This is a genomic window from Microbacterium esteraromaticum, assembly GCF_900163815.1.
GTDB lineage: Bacteria > Actinomycetota > Actinomycetes > Actinomycetales > Microbacteriaceae > Microbacterium > Microbacterium esteraromaticum_B.
Genome location: NZ_FUKO01000017.1, coordinates 62904 through 78825, shown reverse-complemented (window position 1 = coordinate 78825; position 15922 = coordinate 62904). Strand labels below are relative to the sequence as shown.

Genomic DNA, 15922 nt, shown 5'->3' with positions numbered 1-15922 from the left:
CGCCGCCGAGTGCACGACATCTCGCCGAGTGCACAGGAACCACAGCGCGCGTATTCCGTGCACTCGCCAGCATCCCGTGCACTCGCGACATGACCGAGAGCGGATGCTGCTAGAAAGCAGCCAGCACCGCGCGTGCTTCGGAAGCAACCTCTTCGGCGATGGCATCCAGCAGCGAGGACCGCAGGTTCCACTGCTGCCAGTAAAGGGGCACACGTGTCGATGGCCCGTCGAGCTCGACGAGGTTCTCGGTCGCCTGCAGTACGGGGATCATCCCCCACCCGAGCCCCAGCCGCACAGCCTGCGCAAAGTCGTGGGATGCCGGCACATAGTGCCGAGGCACCACCCACGGGTCGACTCCACGACCGCGCAGCCAGTCCTGCTGCAGGGTGTCGCGACGATCGAAATCGACGAACGGCGCACGGCTCAGACTCTCGACAGAGACACCCTCGGCGAAGTGCCGGGCGATGAAGTCGGCGGTTGCCATCGGCCGATACTCGAGCATCCCCAACCGGGTCACAGCACTCCCACCCACCGGTTCCGCCTCGCTGGTCACGGCTGCCATCACCTCACCGGACTCCAGCAGCCGAGCGGTGTAGTCCTGGTCGTCGCGGTGCAGATCGACGTCGACGTCGAAGCGCCACGCGATGCGGGCCATCGGTGCGAGGAACCACGTCGCCATGGAATCGGCGTTGACGGCGAGCGGCACGCGGATGCGAGGTGCGGCCGACTCCCCAGGATCGAGCCCGAACGCCGCCACTGTGTCATGCTCGAGCAGCTCGACCTGCCGCGCCAAGCGCACGAGAGCCTCGCCTGCCTCGGTGGTCCGCACCGGACGAGAACGCACGACGACGACGCGCCCCAGCTGCTGCTCGATGGCCTTGATGCGCTGACTCACCGCAGACGGCGTGATGTGCAGGCGACGAGCGGCCGCATCGAAACTGCCCTCGTCGACGACGGCAGCGACAGTGGCGGCGAGCTGCGCATCGATCTTCACATAAGCCAGGCTAATGCAGATGCAGCTTTCTTCGCTGGTGCTCATGTCTGGCCACCCCTACCGTAGAGAGGTGCTCACCTTCCTCTCCGGCATCGGCCTCGGCCTCTCGCTGATCATCGCGATCGGTGCGCAGAATGTCTTCGTGCTGCGCCAGGGGATGCGCCGCGATCACGTGCTGGCCGTCGTGCTGATCTGCGCGATCTCCGACGCGGTGCTGATCACCGCTGGCGTCGCAGGCCTCGGCCTGCTGGTCGAGCGGGCCCCGTGGCTGGTCATCGTGGCCCGCTGTGCGGGCGCGATCTTCCTCGTCGCGTATGGCCTCCTCGCCGCGAAGCGCGCATGGCGCGGGAGCGATCAGGGCCTTTCCCTCAACCAGAGTCCCCGCGTCGACACGCACTCACCGGGGCAGACGGATGCCGCCGCAGCATCCACTCTCACTGCCACTCGCACTCGCACCCGACTCGCGCCGGTGATCGCGACCGTTCTCGCCCTCACCTGGCTGAACCCGCATGTCTACCTCGACACTGTGCTGATGCTCGGCTCGGTCGCGGCCACCCACGGCGACGCCCGCTGGGTCTTCGCCGCCGGAGCGATCTTTGCCAGCTTCCTGTGGTTCGCAGGTCTGGGGTTCGGTGCGCGCTACCTCGGCCGCTGGCTGAGCACGCCACGCGCCTGGCGCATGCTGGACACCCTCATCGCCGTCGTCATGATCGCGCTGGGCGTGGCGCTGGTCCTACCCGTGCTCGGAGGCTGACGCAGCGCATGCAAACGCAGAAGACCCCCGCCGCGAAACGCGACGGGGGTCTTCTCGAGTCATGCTCAGATGGCGTTGACGTCCAGCGGGATGCCGGGGCCGAACGTGGTCGACACGGCACCCTTCTGGATGTAACGACCCTTGGCGCTCGACGGCTTCAGACGAACGATCTCGTCGAGAGCTGCCGAGATGTTCTCGTTGAGCTGGTCAGCCGTGAACGAGGCCTTGCCGACGATGAAGTGCACATTGGCGTGCTTGTCGACGCGGAACTCGATCTTTCCGCCCTTGATCTCCTCGACGGCCTTGGCCGGGTTGGGGGTCACGGTACCGGTCTTCGGGTTGGGCATCAGGCCACGCGGGCCCAGCACCTTGCCCAGGCGACCGACCTGGCCCATGAGCTCAGGGGTCGACACCGCGGCGTCGAAGTCGGTCCAGCCAGCGGCGACCTTCTCGATCAGCTCGGAGCCACCGACCTCGTCAGCGCCAGCGGCGATCGCAGCCTCAGCGGCCGGACCGTTCGCGAAGACGATGACGCGAGCGGTCTTACCGGTGCCGTGCGGGAGCATGACGGTGCCGCGCACCATCTGGTCTGCCTTGCGCGGGTCGACAGCGAGCTTCAGCGCGACCTCGACGGTCGAGTCGAACTTCGCAGAACCCGTCTCCTTGGCCAGCGTGACGGCCTCGGTGGGGGTGTAGAAGCGGTCTGCCTCGAGCTTTGCGAGAGCAGCGTTGTATGCCTTGGACTTTGCCATGATGTTCCCCTTAGCCCTCGACCGTGATGCCCATGGAACGGGCAGTGCCGGCGATGATCTTCTCGGCGGCGTCGATGTCGTTCGCGTTCAGGTCAGGCTGCTTGGTCTCAGCGATCTGACGTACCTGCTCCTTGGTGAGCTTGCCGACCTTGACGGTGTGCGGCGTAGCCGAAGCCTTCTGCACGCCAGCCGCCTTCTTGATCAGCTCGGCTGCCGGCGGGGTCTTCAGGATGAACGTGAAGCTGCGGTCCTCGTAAACGGTGATCTCCACGGGGATGACGTTGCCGCGCTGCGACTCGGTCGCGGCGTTGTACGCCTTGCAGAACTCCATGATGTTGACGCCATGCTGACCGAGCGCGGGGCCGATCGGCGGCGCCGGGTTGGCTGCACCGGCGTTGATCTGAAGCTTGATCAGGCCGGTCACCTTCTTCTTGGGTGCCATTCTCTTTCCTTTCATCGAGCTGATGCCGGGGCATCCCTCTCCCGCTTCCTCGGCCTCTCCGAGGTGCGGTCGTGTTCGTGCTGACGCACAAACCATGCAAGTCTACCTGATCGGCGCCCCTGCTCGAAACGAGAAAGGCCCCGCCGAAGCGGGGCCTTTTCGAAGCAGATGTCAGAGCATCTTCGAGACCTGATCGAACGACAGCTCGACCGGGGTCTCGCGCTCGAAGAGCGAGACGAGCACAGTGAGCTTGCCGCTCTCCGGCTTGATCTCGCTGATCGTGCCGGGCAGGCCGGCGAACGAGCCTTCCTTGATGGTGATGGTCTCGTTGACCTCGAAGTCGATCTCCGCGGCCATCGGACGCGCGACGGCGATGCCGCCCTTCGACGAGATGGACTTCGCGGTGGGAACGTCCTTGACCTCGACGAGCGCCTTCAGCATGTTGAAGGCCTCTTCGAAGCGCAGCGGGGTCGGGTTGTGCGCGTTGCCCACGAAGCCGGTGACACCAGGGGTGTGACGGACGACCGACCAGGTGTCTTCGTTGAGCTCCATGCGCACGAGCACGTAGCCCGGGATGCGCACGCGAGTGACCATCTTGCGCTGGCCGTTCTTGATCTCGACGACGTCCTCCATCGGGACCTCGATCTGGTAGATGTCGTCCTCGACCTCGAGCGTCGACTTGCGCTGCTCGATGTTGGCCTTCACCTTGCGCTCGAACCCGGCATAGGAGTGGATGACGTACCACTTGCCCGGGAGCATCCGAAGGTCCATGCGGAACGCCTCGTACGGGTCCTCTTCCACGTCTTCGTCGGCTTCGGCATCCGCCGTCGCAGCGTCCTCGTCAGCGTTCAGGTCGGGGCCGTCGTACGGGGCCACCTCTTCGGCAGCCGCGGTCTCTGCGTCTGCGGTCTCTTCTGCCGCGGCGTCGGTGAGAACCTCAGCAGCTGCCTCGGTCTCAGCCGTCTGGTCCAAGTTGAGAGCGTCGTTCACGATCGCGTCCGCCTCCGGGTCTTCGATTTCGATGTCTTCCGTGTCGTCTTGATACTCCGTGTCGGAGTTATCGGTGTCTTCGACGTGCAGGGCGACATGCTCGGCAGATGCGGCCGACCGCTCCTGCTCAGCGAGGATGTTGCCCTCCTGGGCCTCGTCCTCTTCGCTGGACTGCTCGGCCGCGGTGGCCCAGTCTGCGTCATCGGAATATCGTTCAGACACGTTGCTTCTTTCCATTCACTGCGACCGTCCGTCGCAGGTGCGTCAACTGTCCGGAACCCCGAACACGATGTGAGTCACATAGCCGAACAGCGAGTCGAAACCGTAGACCAGTGCCATCACGATCACGACGAACACCAGGACGACGAGAGTGAATTTGATCAGCTCCTTGCGGGTCGGAGTGACGACCTTGCGCAGCTCGCTGACGACCTGGCGCATGAACAGCGCGATGCGGCCGAAGAAGCCGAGCTTCTTGTCGCGCAGGGCGTACGGGCCTGCTGTGGCGAGTTCGCCGCCGACGTCGTCCTGATCCATCCTGCAAGTACCTTTCGTGAGTCAGCGTGTGCGCTGACGCGCAGGGCGGACAGGAATCGAACCTGCAACCTGCGGTTTTGGAGACCGCTGCTCTGCCAATTGAGCTACCGCCCTAGAGACCGGATGGCCCCTGGGTCTGCGCCCTCTCTGCGCCGATCAAGGCACAGTGAAGGATGCAGACAACTGCCCCACAAGTGTACGTCATCCGAGCACCCTGGCAGAACCGCGTCCGGCCGCCAGCTCGGTTGAGTCACACAGGGATGCCCCATACGCTGGGTCGACATGGTCTCGTTCTGGAACCTCCCTCCCATCTTCAACGCCATCATTCTGCTGGCTGCTGCCGCTGTGCTCGTCGTTGTCGTGACGTCACTGTTCGGCCTGCTCATCCGCGTGATCGGCCGCGGCCGGATGTGGACGACCCTGCTGCGTCAGCGCACCCGCGTGCCCTTCGCCGTGTTCAGCACGGTCGCACTGTCGTGGCTGGCGCTGGCGCTCACACTCCCCCTGCAGGGCGCGGTGCAGGCCGGCTTCAACCACGTGCTTCTCGTGCTGCTCATCCTCTCCGCCGCCTGGGCGATCGGGTCGGCGCTGATGTTCGCCGCAGACCTGGGCCTGGCTCGGTATGCAGAGGACGGCTCCGACGGATGGCAGGCGCGGCGCGCGCGCACCCAGGTGGCTGTTGTTCGTCGACTCATCGGCGCAGCATCCGTCATCATCGGCATCGGCGCCGCCCTGTTGACCATCCCCGGCATAGCCGCGGTCGGGGGCACGCTGCTCGCTTCGGCCGGTTTCCTTTCGGTCGTGGCGGGCCTTGCCGCGCAATCGACGTTGAGCAATGTGTTCGCCGGCATGCAGCTGGCCTTCAGCGGCGCGATCCGCCTGCAGGACATCGTCGTGGTCAACGGCGAGTGGGGATATATCGACGAGATCACCCTGACCTACGTCGTCGTGAAGGTGTGGGATGAGCGCCGACTGGTGCTTCCCTCCACCTACTTCACCCAGCAGCCGTACGAGAACTGGACCCGTGAGTCGACCGCCGTTCTCGGCACCGTCTTCTTCGACCTCGACTGGGGCGTCGACATTCTCCGCATGCGCGCGAAGCTCGATCAGATTCTCGACGAGAGCGGCATGTGGGACGGCGCCGCATCGTCGCTGCGCATCACCGACACGGTCGGCGGCTACGTGCAGGTTCGCGCGCTGATCAGCGCGGCCGATGCGTTCCAGATGTTCGATCTCTCACGCACGGTGCGCGAAGAGATGCTGCTGTGGCTGCAGCGCGAGAACCCCGAGGGTCTGCCGCGCACCCGCATCCAGACCGTCGAGCGCGACGGCGAGGCATTCCCGCGTCCGCGGCGTCCGCGCACGGCGGCTCAGGCGAACGCCGATACCGGTGCGGATGCCGGCGAGCCGTCACGAGGCGACGAGACGAGACCCATCAACGCGATCATCGACACCCAGGAGCCTGAGGCTCAGTAGTCCTGCACGCCCGTGCGTTCGGGCTCAGCGGTCCTCTCGAAGGCACGCCCGGTCATCTTCTCGGCAGAGATGCGCACGAACACTCGCTTGAGCGTGGGGATCCATGGCTGGAGTCCGAGGCTCTCGGCCCGCTCGACGTCCGCCTCAGCCTCCAGCACTTCGGCTCGGCCCGACACGATCACACTCCACGCCTCGGCATCGGTGTGGTCGTCGACTTCGAAGAGCACTCCCGAGTTGACGGTGAGCTCGAGCAGCTTGCTGCCCGGAGCTGTGCGGAACAGGATCCCGTCGCCGTCGAGCACGTAGTTCACCGGGAACACATCCACCACGTCGCCGACGCGGGTGATCAGGCGTCCGAGTGACTGTGTGCTCAGGCGGTCGCGACACTCCCCGTCGGAGAGTCTGACGACGGGATCGCTGTTCTCGCTCATGCCTCCATTCTGCCTTGCGCGCGCCTTCCGCGACAGGGCAGCGGCCTGTTCTGCTCAGGCCTTGCGAACCAGCTTCTTGTTGACGAACTCGTCGGCCGCGAGCAGACCCATCTCCCGCGAGGTGCCGCTGCGCTTCACACCGCCGAAGGGCAGTTCCGGGCTGTCGGCGAGCACGAGGTTGACGTAGACCATGCCGACCTCGAGGCTGTTCGCCACGCGCTCGGCCTGGGCAGCATCCGTCGTGAAGACGTACGACCCGAGCCCGAAGGAGGTGTCGTTGGCGATGGCGACCGCGGCATCCTCATCCGCGACGCGGTAGACGACACCGGCCGGCCCGAACAGCTCCTCGGAATACACGTCCATCGACGACGTCACATCGGCGAGCACCGTCGGGGCGAAGAACGTGCCCTCGCGGGTTCCGCCGGTGAGCAGTGTCGCGCCCTGGGCCACGGCGGTATCCACCTGCTCCTGCAGCCGCTCGGCGGCGACCAGAGACGACAGCGGCCCGAGGACCGTGTCGGGCGATGTCGGGTCCTCGGCGGAGACGGCGGCGAGCGCGGCCACGAATTTAGCGGTGAACTCCTCGTAGAGACCGTCGATGATGATGAAGCGCTTCGCACCGTTGCAGGACTGACCGTTGTTATCCAGGCGCGCGTCGACGGCCGACTGCACGACAGCATCCAGATCGTCGGTCGACAGCACGATGAACGGGTCGGAGCCGCCGAGCTCCAGCGCCACCTTCTTCAGGTTGCGCCCGGCGACCTCGGCGACGGCCGCGCCGGCACGCTCAGAACCGGTGACCGAGACGCCATGCACTCGCCGGTCGGCGATGATCGTCGCAGCCTGGTCGTTCGTGGCGTACACGTTGACGTACCCGCCGTCTGGCAGGCCCGCGTCGCGGTACAGCTTTTCCAGGAAGGCCGCGGACTCGGGGCACTGCGAAGCGTGCTTGAGGATGATGGTGTTGCCCACCGCGAGGTTCGGTCCGGCGAAGCGCGCCACCTGATAGGCCGGGAAGTTCCACGGCATGATCCCGAGGAGCGCACCCAGCGGCGCCCTGCGGACGACGCCGGTGCCTTCGCCGAGGATATCCAGCGGCTGATCACCGGTGATCTTGTCGAAGTTGTCGGCGTTGTACTCGATGATGTCGGCGGCGAAGTCGACCTCGCCCTCGGCCGCGGCGATGGGCTTGCCCATCTCGCGCACGATGATCGCGGCGAACTCGTCACGGCGCTCGCGGTGCAGCTCGGCGATCCGACGGATCACCGCAGCCCGGTCGGCGGGCGAGGTGGCAGCCCAGGTGACGGCTGCTGCGGCCGCGCGAGCGACAGCATCCTCGATCTGCGCATCGGTGAAGGTGTCGAACGTGGCTTCGGTCTTTCCGGTCGCGGGGTTCACGACGGCATATTCAGTCATGCGTTCCTTTCAGGAGTGTTACGCGGGGATGAGGGTGTACTTGGTGGAGAGGTATTCGTGGATGCCCTCGAAGCCGCCCTCGCGGCCGACGCCCGACTGCTTGACGCCGCCGAAGGGTGCCGCGGCGTTGGAGACCACGCCGACGTTGAGGCCCATCATGCCGGTCTCGAGTGCATCGATCATGCGGTGGCCACGGCCGAGGTCTTCGGTGAAGACGTAGGAGACGAGTCCGTACTCGGTGTCGTTGGCCATGCGCACGGCCTCCGCCTCATCGGTGAAGGTGGCGATGGCGAGCACCGGTCCGAAGATCTCCTCACGGAGGATCTCGCTGCCCGCGACGACGTCCGTGAGGACGGTCGGCTCGTAGAACGTGCCCGCGCCCTCTCGTGCATTGCCGCCGGCAAGCAGGCGCGCGCCCCGCTCGACGGCATCGCCGACGAGGTCGGCGGCCTTGGCCACAGCATCCGCATCGATCAGCGGGCCGATCGTCACACCGTCTTCGGTGCCGCGGCCGATCTTCATCTGCTGCACCCGTTCGGTGACCCGGCGGGCGAACTCATCTGCGACCGATTCGTGCACGATGAAGCGGTTCGCCGCCGTGCACGCCTGGCCGATATTGCGGAACTTCGCTGCCATCGCGCCATCGACGGCCTTGTCGAGATCAGCATCGTCGAAGACGACGAACGGCGCGTTGCCGCCGAGCTCCATCGATACCCGCAGGATGCCGTCGGCAGCCTGTGCGATGAGCTTGCGGCCGACCTCGGTGGACCCGGTGAACGAGAGCTTGCGCAGCCGCGGGTCGGCGATGATCGGTGCCGACAGCGCGCTGGAGCGCGACGTCTGCACGACGTTCACCACACCGGCGGGCAAGCCCGCCTCTTCGAGCAGCTTGGTGAAGAAGATCGTCGTCAGCGGGGTCAGTGCCGGCGGCTTGATGATGACGGTGCATCCGGCGGCGAGCGCAGGGGCGATCTTGCGCGTCGCCATCGCGAACGGGAAGTTCCACGGCGTCACGAAGAAGGACGGGCCGACGGGCCGCTGCGACACGACCATCTGGCCTGTGCCCTCGGGGTTGATGCCGTAGCGACCGGAGATGCGCACGGCTTCCTCGCTGAACCAGCGCAGGAACTCACCGCCGTAGACGACCTCGCCGCGAGACTCGGCGAGCGGCTTGCCCATCTCGAGAGTCATCAGCAGAGCGAGGTCCTCCTTGTGCTCCTGCACGAGGTCGAAGGCGCGGCGCAGGATGTCACTGCGGGTGCGGGGTGCGGTCGCGGCCCAGTCTGCCTGCGCGGCGACGGCCGCGTCGAGGGCTCGGGTGCCATCCGCTGGCGTCGCATCCGCGATGGTGGCGATCACCTCGCCGGTGGCGGGGTCGCGCACCTCGAACGTGCCGCCGGCCTCGGCGTCTGTCCACTGGCCGCCGATGAAGAGGCCGGTGGGGACCCGTTCAAGGAGTTCCTTCTCGTTCGATGCGAGTGCAGTGCTCATGTTTCGTCTCGATTCTTTCGGGGATGCGAGGTCGGCGAGTTCAACGGCGACGGACGCTGGCAGGAGCGTCCGTTCCCAGCGTCTCACCTCTGAAGAAGGCAGGGCGTCGATATGCGTTCCAGAACACCACCACGGCGCCGATGCCGAGCACGCCGACGCCGAGGATGCCGAACGGGAATATCAGCACAGCAGCTCCTTGGAAATGTTGATGGGAATGCGCTGATTGCCGTCCGTATCCCCCGATCCGGACGGCAATCGGCGGGTCTCAGGCCGCGGCGAGCGCCGCGGCGACGATGTCGAGTCCTTCGGTCAGCAGCTCATCGCCGATCGACAGCGGCGGCAGGAAGCGGATGACATTGCCGAATGTGCCGCAGGTGAGCACGATCACGCCCGCCTTGACGCAGGCAGCCGCGACAGCGGCCGTGAGTGCGGCATCCGGCTTGCCGGTGGCCGGGTCGACGAACTCGGCGGCGATCATCGCGCCGTGACCGCGCACTTCTCCGATGCGCGGGTCTTCCGCCTGGATGCCGGCCAGGCGGTCGCGCAGCAGTGCGCCGATCTGCTGGGCGCGCTCGACGAGCCCGTCGTTCTCGAAGACGTCGATCGCGGCGAGCGCGGCGGCGCAGGCGATCGGGTTGCCGCCATAGGTGCCGCCGAGTCCGCCGGCGTGCGCGGCATCCATGATCTCGGCGCGCCCGGTGACGCCGGCGAGCGGAAGTCCCGCGGCGATGCCCTTCGCCGTGGTGATCAGGTCGGGTTCGATGCCGAAGATCTCGCTGGCGAACATCGCACCCGTGCGGGCGAAGCCGGTCTGCACCTCGTCGGCGATGAAGACGACATCATTCGCGCGGCACCAGTCGACCACGGCGTCGAGGAAGCCGTCGGCGGGGACGATGAAGCCGCCCTCGCCCTGAATCGGCTCGATGATGACGGCCGCGAGGTTGTCTGCGCCGATCTGCTTCTCGATCATCGTGATCGCGCGCTCGGCTGCCTCGGCGCCGGTGAGTCCGTCACGGTAGGGGTAGGAGGCGGGCACGCGATAGGTCTCGGGCGCAAAGGGGCCGAAGCCGGACTTGTACGGCATCGACTTCGCAGTGAGCGCCATGGTCAGGTTGGTGCGGCCGTGATACCCGTGGTCGAATGCGACGACGGACTGGCGACCGGTGTACTTGCGGGCGATCTTGACGGCATTCTCGACGGCTTCGGCGCCGGAGTTGAACAGGGCGCTCTTCTTGGCGAAGTCGCCCGGCGTCAGCCGATTGAGGGCTTCAGCCACGTCGACGTACGACTCGTACGGCGAGACCATGAAGCAGGTGTGCGTGAACTGTGCGGCTTGCGCAGCGATGGCGGCGGCGACCTTGGGGTGCGCGTTGCCGACGCTGGTGACGGCAATGCCCGAGCCCAGGTCGATGAGCGAGTTGCCGTCGGCATCGACAACGACACCGCCGCCGGCTGCGACCACGGAGACCGGCATGGAGTGTGCGACGCCGGAGGCGACAGCATCCGCTTTGCGCGCGAGGATGGCGGCCGAGCGCGGACCGGGCAGCGGGGTGCCCACGCGACGGACCTGCTCGAGGGCGGGTCCACCGGCGGGGAGGGAGGAGGTCTCGTCGATGAGGGTCATGGGGCGAGAGTACGTCGCGACGGATGCCGGATGCACTCGCCGAACTGTACAATTCAGGCAACTCATTCGCCGTGCCGTATAAGAGAGGATGCCGGTGGAACCTCCGCTGAATCCCACGCTGCGCACGCTGCTGGCGCGGCGTGAACTGCGGCTGAGCCTCGTCTCGGATGAAGTTGCTCTGCCCGATGGCGCGCTCGAGCAGCCGGTGCGCTGGGTGCACAGCTCTGACCTGCGCGATCCGACACCGTTCCTCGCCGACGACCTCATGCTCCTGACGACGGGCACGCAGTTCGCCGCCGGCGATGCGGACGGTGTGAGGGAGTACGTCGCGCGGCTGACGGCGCGCGGTGTGAACGGGCTCGGCTTCGGGTCCGGGGTGCACAGCCAGGGCATCCCACCGGAGCTCGTCGAGGCGTGCGCGACGCATGGACTGGCACTGTTCGACGTGCCGTACGACGTGCCGTTCATCGCGATCGCGCGCGGCCACGCCGAGTCGATCGCCGCGCAGACCTATGCCCGACGCACCTGGGCGCTCGACGCCCAGCGCGCATTGGCAATCGCGGCGCTGCGCCCACGCGGGCTCGAGTCGGCGCTCACAGAGCTTGCGAAGCGGCTCGGATGCTGGGTGGGCTTCTTCGACGCATCCGGCGCACTCGCGCACGAGCATCCCCGTGGCATCGGATCCTCCGCGGCCGTGGCGACCGCCGCGGAGAAGCTCCTGCAGCGCGGAAGCGCCGCAAGTCGCACCATCACCGATTCCGAGAGCACGCATACGCTGTTCACGCTCGGGCGCACGGGCCACCTGCGCGGTGTGATCGCGATTGCCGCCTCCGCGCAGGATGCCGAGACCCGCGCGGTCGTCACCTCAGTGATCGCGATGGCGGGCCTGTCACTGGAGCAGAACGCATCGCTGGCCCGCGGCCGTCGCCGCTTGCGCGCGCAAGTCCTCGAATCACTCCTGCTCGATGACCCGACCCTCGCCCGTCGCGTGCTCGGTTCGATGCCGGCCGGGCCGATCGTCGTCGCGGTCACCCGCGCCGGAGCGGCAGCGGACGCGCTCCTCGAATGGTGGGAACGGCTGCATGCCGAAAGGGGTGCCGCGACTTTCGCGTCTTCGTCCGAGGCTGCGGTCACCCTGTGCATGCCGGCCGCGGATCACGCGCTGCTGGACGAGGCGGCGGCGCGCTTCAGCATCCGACTGGGTGTGTCCGACCCCCAGGAGTACAACACCTTCTCTCGGGCGCATGCCCAGGCGATGACGGCGCTGCGATATGTCGGGCCCGCGGCGGATGGTGGCGGTGCGGTGCGCTATGCCGACACCGTGGCATCCAGCATGCTCAGTGCTGTCACCACAGACGACGCGAGGCTGGTCGCCGCTTCCCGCCTCGCACCGCTGCGCGCGCACGACCGCCGGGCCGATGCTGAACTAGAGAACTCGTTGCGGGTGTGGCTGGAGCACGACGCCCGCTTCGAGCCGGCAGCGGCGGCTCTCGGCATCCATCGGCACACGCTGCGATCTCGCGTGGCGCAGTCCGCGGCCCTGCTCGGGCAGGATCTCGCATCGTTCCCCGCCCGCGCCGAGCTCTGGGCCGCCCTGCGCATCGCCGACGACTGAGCGCCACCCCGCCTGCATGCGCTCCCGAGCGGGAAACCTCTCATCGAGAAACCACTTCCTGCGTGAGAAACCACGCCACAGGTGGTTTCTCGTGCGGGAAGTGGTTTCTCGCAGTTCCTGCGACTCAGCGCGGAGCGTGGGCGTCGAGGAACTCGTAGACGTCGGTCGTGTCGACGCCGGGGAACGAGCCGGTCGGCAGGGTCGCCAGCAGCGTGCGCGGGGTGCGCACGTTCGGCCAGGAGTTCTCGCGCCAGCGCGCTTCCAACTCGGCGGGCGCCCGTCGGCAGCACGTCTCGACGGAGTGCTTGGAGACGCCGCGATTGGGGGTGTCACGGCCCACGAACCACTTCGTGTCGTCGAAGCGCACGCCTACGCTCACCGAGTGCAGCCCCTCGCTCGACGGCTCCACACGAGCGGTGCACCAGTATGTGCCGTTGCCGGTGTCGGTGTACTGGTAATACGGATTGAAGCGGTCCTCGACATCGAACACCGCACGGCTCGTCCATCGCCGGCAGCACATCTGGCCCTCGATGGAGCCGAGGCGGTCGGTCGGGAAGTTGACGTCATCGTTCTCGTACGCCTTGGTGATGGTGCCCGACTCGTGCACCTTGAGGAAGTGCACCGGGATGCCGAGATGCCGTGTGGCGAGGTTGGTGAAGCGGTGCGCCGCGGTCTCGTACGACACCGAGTAGGTGTCGCGCAGATCTTCGACGGAGATCGCCCGGCGTGACTTCGCATCCTGCAGGATCGGCACCACATGCGCTTCGGGAATCAACAGCGCACCGGTGAGGTAGTTCGTCTCGACGCGCTGGCGCAGGAACTCGGCGTAGCTGCGCGGCTCACCGTGGCCGAGGATGCGGCTCGACAGCGCTTGCAGCACCGCGGCGCGCGGATCGCCCTTCGACGGGATGCTGCTGGAGAGATAGAGCCGCCCGTGGGCGAGGTCGGCGACGCTGCGAGTTGTCTGCGGGAGATCAGGGGCGTAGTGCAGCGTGAAGCCGAGGTGGGCGGCGATCTCCGACGCGGTGCGCTGCGTCAGCGGACCGCCCGGATGCTGGACAGCAGCCAGGATCTCCGCTGCCCGCTGCTCGAGATCGGCGAAGTAGTTGTCCTGCGTGCGCATCAGGTGGCGCAGCTCGACGTTCGCGCGCCGGGCCTCTTCAGGTGTCGCGGCACGCTCGTCGCGCAGCCGCTCGATCTCGCCGTGCAGCGCGAGCATCGTCTTGAGCGCCTCCGACGGAACCGACTTCGCGATTCGGAACGGCGAGATGCCGAGCGTCTGAAAGGTCTGCCCCTTCATGGCGCGCTCGAGTGCAATTTCCATGGTGCTGCGCTCATCGAGCGGCTCGCCCTCGAGAAGCTCGTCGAGTGTGGTGCCCAGCGCGCGGGCGATCGTCTGCAGCAGGGTGAGCTTCGGCTCGCGTTTTCCGGTCTCGAACATCGACAGCTGGCTGGGCGCCCGGTCGATCGCTCCGGCGAGCTCATCGAGAGTCATTCCCCGGGCTGTGCGCAACTGCCGGATTCGGCGTCCGATTGTGAGGGCGTCGGGCTCTTCTGCCGATTCTGCGAGGGTCATGCGGTTGAGCATCTCACAAAAACAGAAGTTTCGTAAAACTTCTCCCCCGGTTTGGCCAGGCGAGTGCGCAAACTTCACCCAGAGTAGGAGCAAGCCACCCGGCCACTTCGACACTGCCAGTGCCGACCGACATCCCACGGAGGAGACAGCTCATGACCATCACCGCTGAGTCACAGACCACCCCGATCCGAACCGTCGGTGCTGCGGTCCGCGCCGAAATGGGTCCGACGATCACCATCACCGGCACCATGCACGACCGGTTCACCGACATCCTCACCCCGGACGCGATCGCATTCCTCACCGAACTGCACCACCGCTTCGCGGGCCGCCGCCATGACCGCCTCGCCGACCGGATGCGTCGCCGTTTCGAGATCGGCAACGGCCACGACCCGCGCTTCCGCGAGGACACCGCGCACATCCGCGACGACGCCGACTGGCGGGTCGCCGGCGCCGGCCCCGGGCTCGAGGACCGCCGCGTGGAGATCACCGGCCCGACCGACCCGAAAATGACGATCAACGCACTGAACTCCGGCGCGAAGGTCTGGCTCGCCGATCAGGAAGACGCCACCAGCCCGACCTGGCAGAACGTCATCGGCGGCCAGCTGTCGCTGCGGGATGCCATCCGCGGCGAACTCGTCTTCACGAGCCCCGAGGGCAAGGAGTACCGTGTCACTGCCGAGCAGACGCCCACGATCGTGATGCGTCCACGCGGTTGGCACCTCACCGAGAAGAACATCGACTTCACCGATCGCGTCGGCCGCACGATGTCAGCATCCGCTTCCCTGACCGATTTCGGGCTGTACTTCTTCCACAACGCGCAGGCGCTCATCGACTCCGGCCAGGGACCGTACTTCTACCTGCCGAAGATCGAATCCAGCGAAGAGGCCCGGCTATGGAACGACATCTTCTCGTTCAGCGAGGAGTACATCGGCATCCCGCACGGCACGATTCGCGCGACCGTGCTGATCGAGACGCTGCCCGCGGCCTTCGAGATGGACGAGATCCTCTACGAGCTGCGCGATCACTGTGCAGGTCTGAACGCAGGCCGCTGGGACTACATCTTCTCGATCATCAAGAACTACCGCGGCCGCGGCGCGCGATTCGTGCTCCCCGACCGCAGCAAGGTCACCATGACGGTTCCGTTCATGCGCGCCTACACCGAGCTGCTGGTGAAGACCTGCCACAAGCGCGGTGCCTACGCCATCGGCGGCATGAGTGCCTTCATCCCGAACCGCCGCGACCCCGAGGTCACCGATCGGGCGCTGGAGAAGGTGTCCGCTGACAAGCGGCGAGAGGCGAACGACGGCTTCGACGGCACGTGGGTCGCCCACCCCGACCTCATCCCCGCAGCCCAGTCCGAGTTCGATGCCGTGCTGGGCGATCGCCCGCACCAGCTCGACCGGCAGCGCGACGACGTCGAGGTGACCGCCGAGCAGCTGCTCGATCTGCGCATCGGCCGCCCGATCACCGCGAAGGGCGTGCGCGACAACGTGTCGGTGGCCATCCGCTACATCGAAGCGTGGCTGCGCGGCCTCGGCGCCGTGGCGATCGACGACCTCATGGAGGATGCCGCGACCGCCGAGATCAGTCGCTCGCAGGTGTGGCAGTGGATCCACCAGGATCGCCGGACCGAGGAGGGCGAGCGGATCACCGCCGAGTACGTCGAGGAGATGATCACCGAGCTCCTCGCCCAGACCCCGCGCACCGACAGCAGCCGTTTCGACGATGCCGCTGACGTGTTCCGCGAGGTGGCGCTGCAGCCCGAATTCCCCGCGTTCCTGACTGCGCCGGCCTACGCGCGCCTTCTCTCCGAGAACAACTGACCGC

15 protein-coding genes and 1 tRNA gene are annotated in these 15922 nt (G+C 66.8%); 4 read left to right on the top strand and 12 right to left on the bottom strand.

Annotated elements, in window-relative coordinates:
* Positions 1–109: 109 nt before the first annotated feature.
* Positions 110–994, bottom strand: a complete 885-nt coding sequence (locus tag FM104_RS05435) for a LysR family transcriptional regulator ArgP (RefSeq protein WP_256971530.1) — start codon at positions 992–994, stop codon at positions 110–112.
* 43 nt (positions 995–1037) lie between these two features.
* On the opposite strand from FM104_RS05435, the gene FM104_RS05430 reads away from it, so the two are divergent.
* Entirely contained in the window at positions 1038–1748 is a 711-nt protein-coding gene (locus FM104_RS05430; protein WP_087130440.1) for a LysE/ArgO family amino acid transporter, read from the top strand.
* Positions 1749–1813: 65 nt separating this feature from the next.
* Here FM104_RS05430 and rplA read toward each other — a convergent pair whose 3' ends face one another.
* From rplA to FM104_RS05405, 5 genes are all read right to left on the bottom strand, one after another.
* Positions 1814–2503 carry a 50S ribosomal protein L1 gene (rplA, locus tag FM104_RS05425; RefSeq protein ID WP_179206683.1) on the bottom strand — a complete coding sequence of 230 codons (690 nt, stop codon included), beginning with the start codon at positions 2501–2503 and terminating at the stop codon, positions 1814–1816.
* Between the two features lie 7 nt (positions 2504–2510).
* On the bottom strand, positions 2511–2942 hold the full coding sequence (rplK, locus tag FM104_RS05420) for a 50S ribosomal protein L11 (RefSeq protein ID WP_087130438.1): 432 nt from the start codon (positions 2940–2942) through the stop codon (positions 2511–2513).
* A gap of 171 nt (positions 2943–3113) precedes the next feature.
* The gene (gene nusG, locus FM104_RS05415; RefSeq protein WP_087130437.1) at positions 3114–4154 is read right to left on the bottom strand and encodes a transcription termination/antitermination protein NusG; all 1041 of its coding nucleotides are present in this window, start codon (positions 4152–4154) and stop codon (positions 3114–3116) included.
* Positions 4155–4196: 42 nt separating this feature from the next.
* On the bottom strand, positions 4197–4466 hold the full coding sequence (gene secE, locus FM104_RS05410; protein ID WP_087130436.1) for a preprotein translocase subunit SecE: 270 nt from the start codon (positions 4464–4466) through the stop codon (positions 4197–4199).
* A gap of 41 nt (positions 4467–4507) precedes the next feature.
* Positions 4508–4580 (bottom strand) — tRNA-Trp (locus FM104_RS05405).
* 168 nt (positions 4581–4748) lie between these two features.
* Between FM104_RS05405 and FM104_RS05400 the strand changes: the two genes are divergently transcribed.
* The gene (locus tag FM104_RS05400) at positions 4749–5942 is read left to right on the top strand and encodes a mechanosensitive ion channel family protein (RefSeq protein WP_087130435.1); all 1194 of its coding nucleotides are present in this window, start codon (positions 4749–4751) and stop codon (positions 5940–5942) included.
* Here the strand turns inward: FM104_RS05400 and FM104_RS05395 are convergent.
* The 5 genes from FM104_RS05395 to gabT all read right to left on the bottom strand — a co-directional run bounded on the left by FM104_RS05395 (position 5936) and on the right by gabT (position 10904).
* Positions 5936–6373: a pyridoxamine 5'-phosphate oxidase family protein gene (locus tag FM104_RS05395; RefSeq protein ID WP_087130434.1), complete on the bottom strand. Its 438-nt coding sequence runs from the start codon at positions 6371–6373 to the stop codon at positions 5936–5938. The two genes, FM104_RS05400 and FM104_RS05395, sit on opposite strands and share 7 nt — an antisense overlap.
* 54 nt (positions 6374–6427) lie before the next feature.
* Positions 6428–7789, bottom strand: coding sequence for an aldehyde dehydrogenase family protein (locus FM104_RS05390; RefSeq protein WP_087130433.1), 1362 nt, complete (start codon positions 7787–7789; stop codon positions 6428–6430).
* Positions 7790–7807: 18 nt separating this feature from the next.
* Complete coding sequence (locus FM104_RS05385) at positions 7808–9280, bottom strand: NAD-dependent succinate-semialdehyde dehydrogenase (protein WP_087130432.1); 1473 nt, start codon at positions 9278–9280, stop codon at positions 7808–7810.
* A gap of 40 nt (positions 9281–9320) precedes the next feature.
* Positions 9321–9467: a hypothetical protein gene (locus FM104_RS16470; RefSeq protein ID WP_179206681.1), complete on the bottom strand. Its 147-nt coding sequence runs from the start codon at positions 9465–9467 to the stop codon at positions 9321–9323.
* Between the two features lie 78 nt (positions 9468–9545).
* Positions 9546–10904, bottom strand: coding sequence for a 4-aminobutyrate--2-oxoglutarate transaminase (gene gabT, locus FM104_RS05380; RefSeq protein ID WP_087130449.1), 1359 nt, complete (start codon positions 10902–10904; stop codon positions 9546–9548).
* Positions 10905–10992: 88 nt separating this feature from the next.
* Between gabT and FM104_RS05375 the strand changes: the two genes are divergently transcribed.
* Positions 10993–12519 carry a PucR family transcriptional regulator gene (locus tag FM104_RS05375; protein WP_087130431.1) on the top strand — a complete coding sequence of 509 codons (1527 nt, stop codon included), beginning with the start codon at positions 10993–10995 and terminating at the stop codon, positions 12517–12519.
* 124 nt (positions 12520–12643) lie between these two features.
* Here FM104_RS05375 and FM104_RS05370 read toward each other — a convergent pair whose 3' ends face one another.
* On the bottom strand, positions 12644–14095 hold the full coding sequence (locus FM104_RS05370) for an XRE family transcriptional regulator (RefSeq protein WP_087130448.1): 1452 nt from the start codon (positions 14093–14095) through the stop codon (positions 12644–12646).
* Between the two features lie 218 nt (positions 14096–14313).
* On the opposite strand from FM104_RS05370, the gene aceB reads away from it, so the two are divergent.
* The gene (gene aceB, locus FM104_RS05365) at positions 14314–15918 is read left to right on the top strand and encodes a malate synthase A (RefSeq protein ID WP_087130447.1); all 1605 of its coding nucleotides are present in this window, start codon (positions 14314–14316) and stop codon (positions 15916–15918) included.
* Positions 15919–15922: the final 4 nt, after the last annotated feature.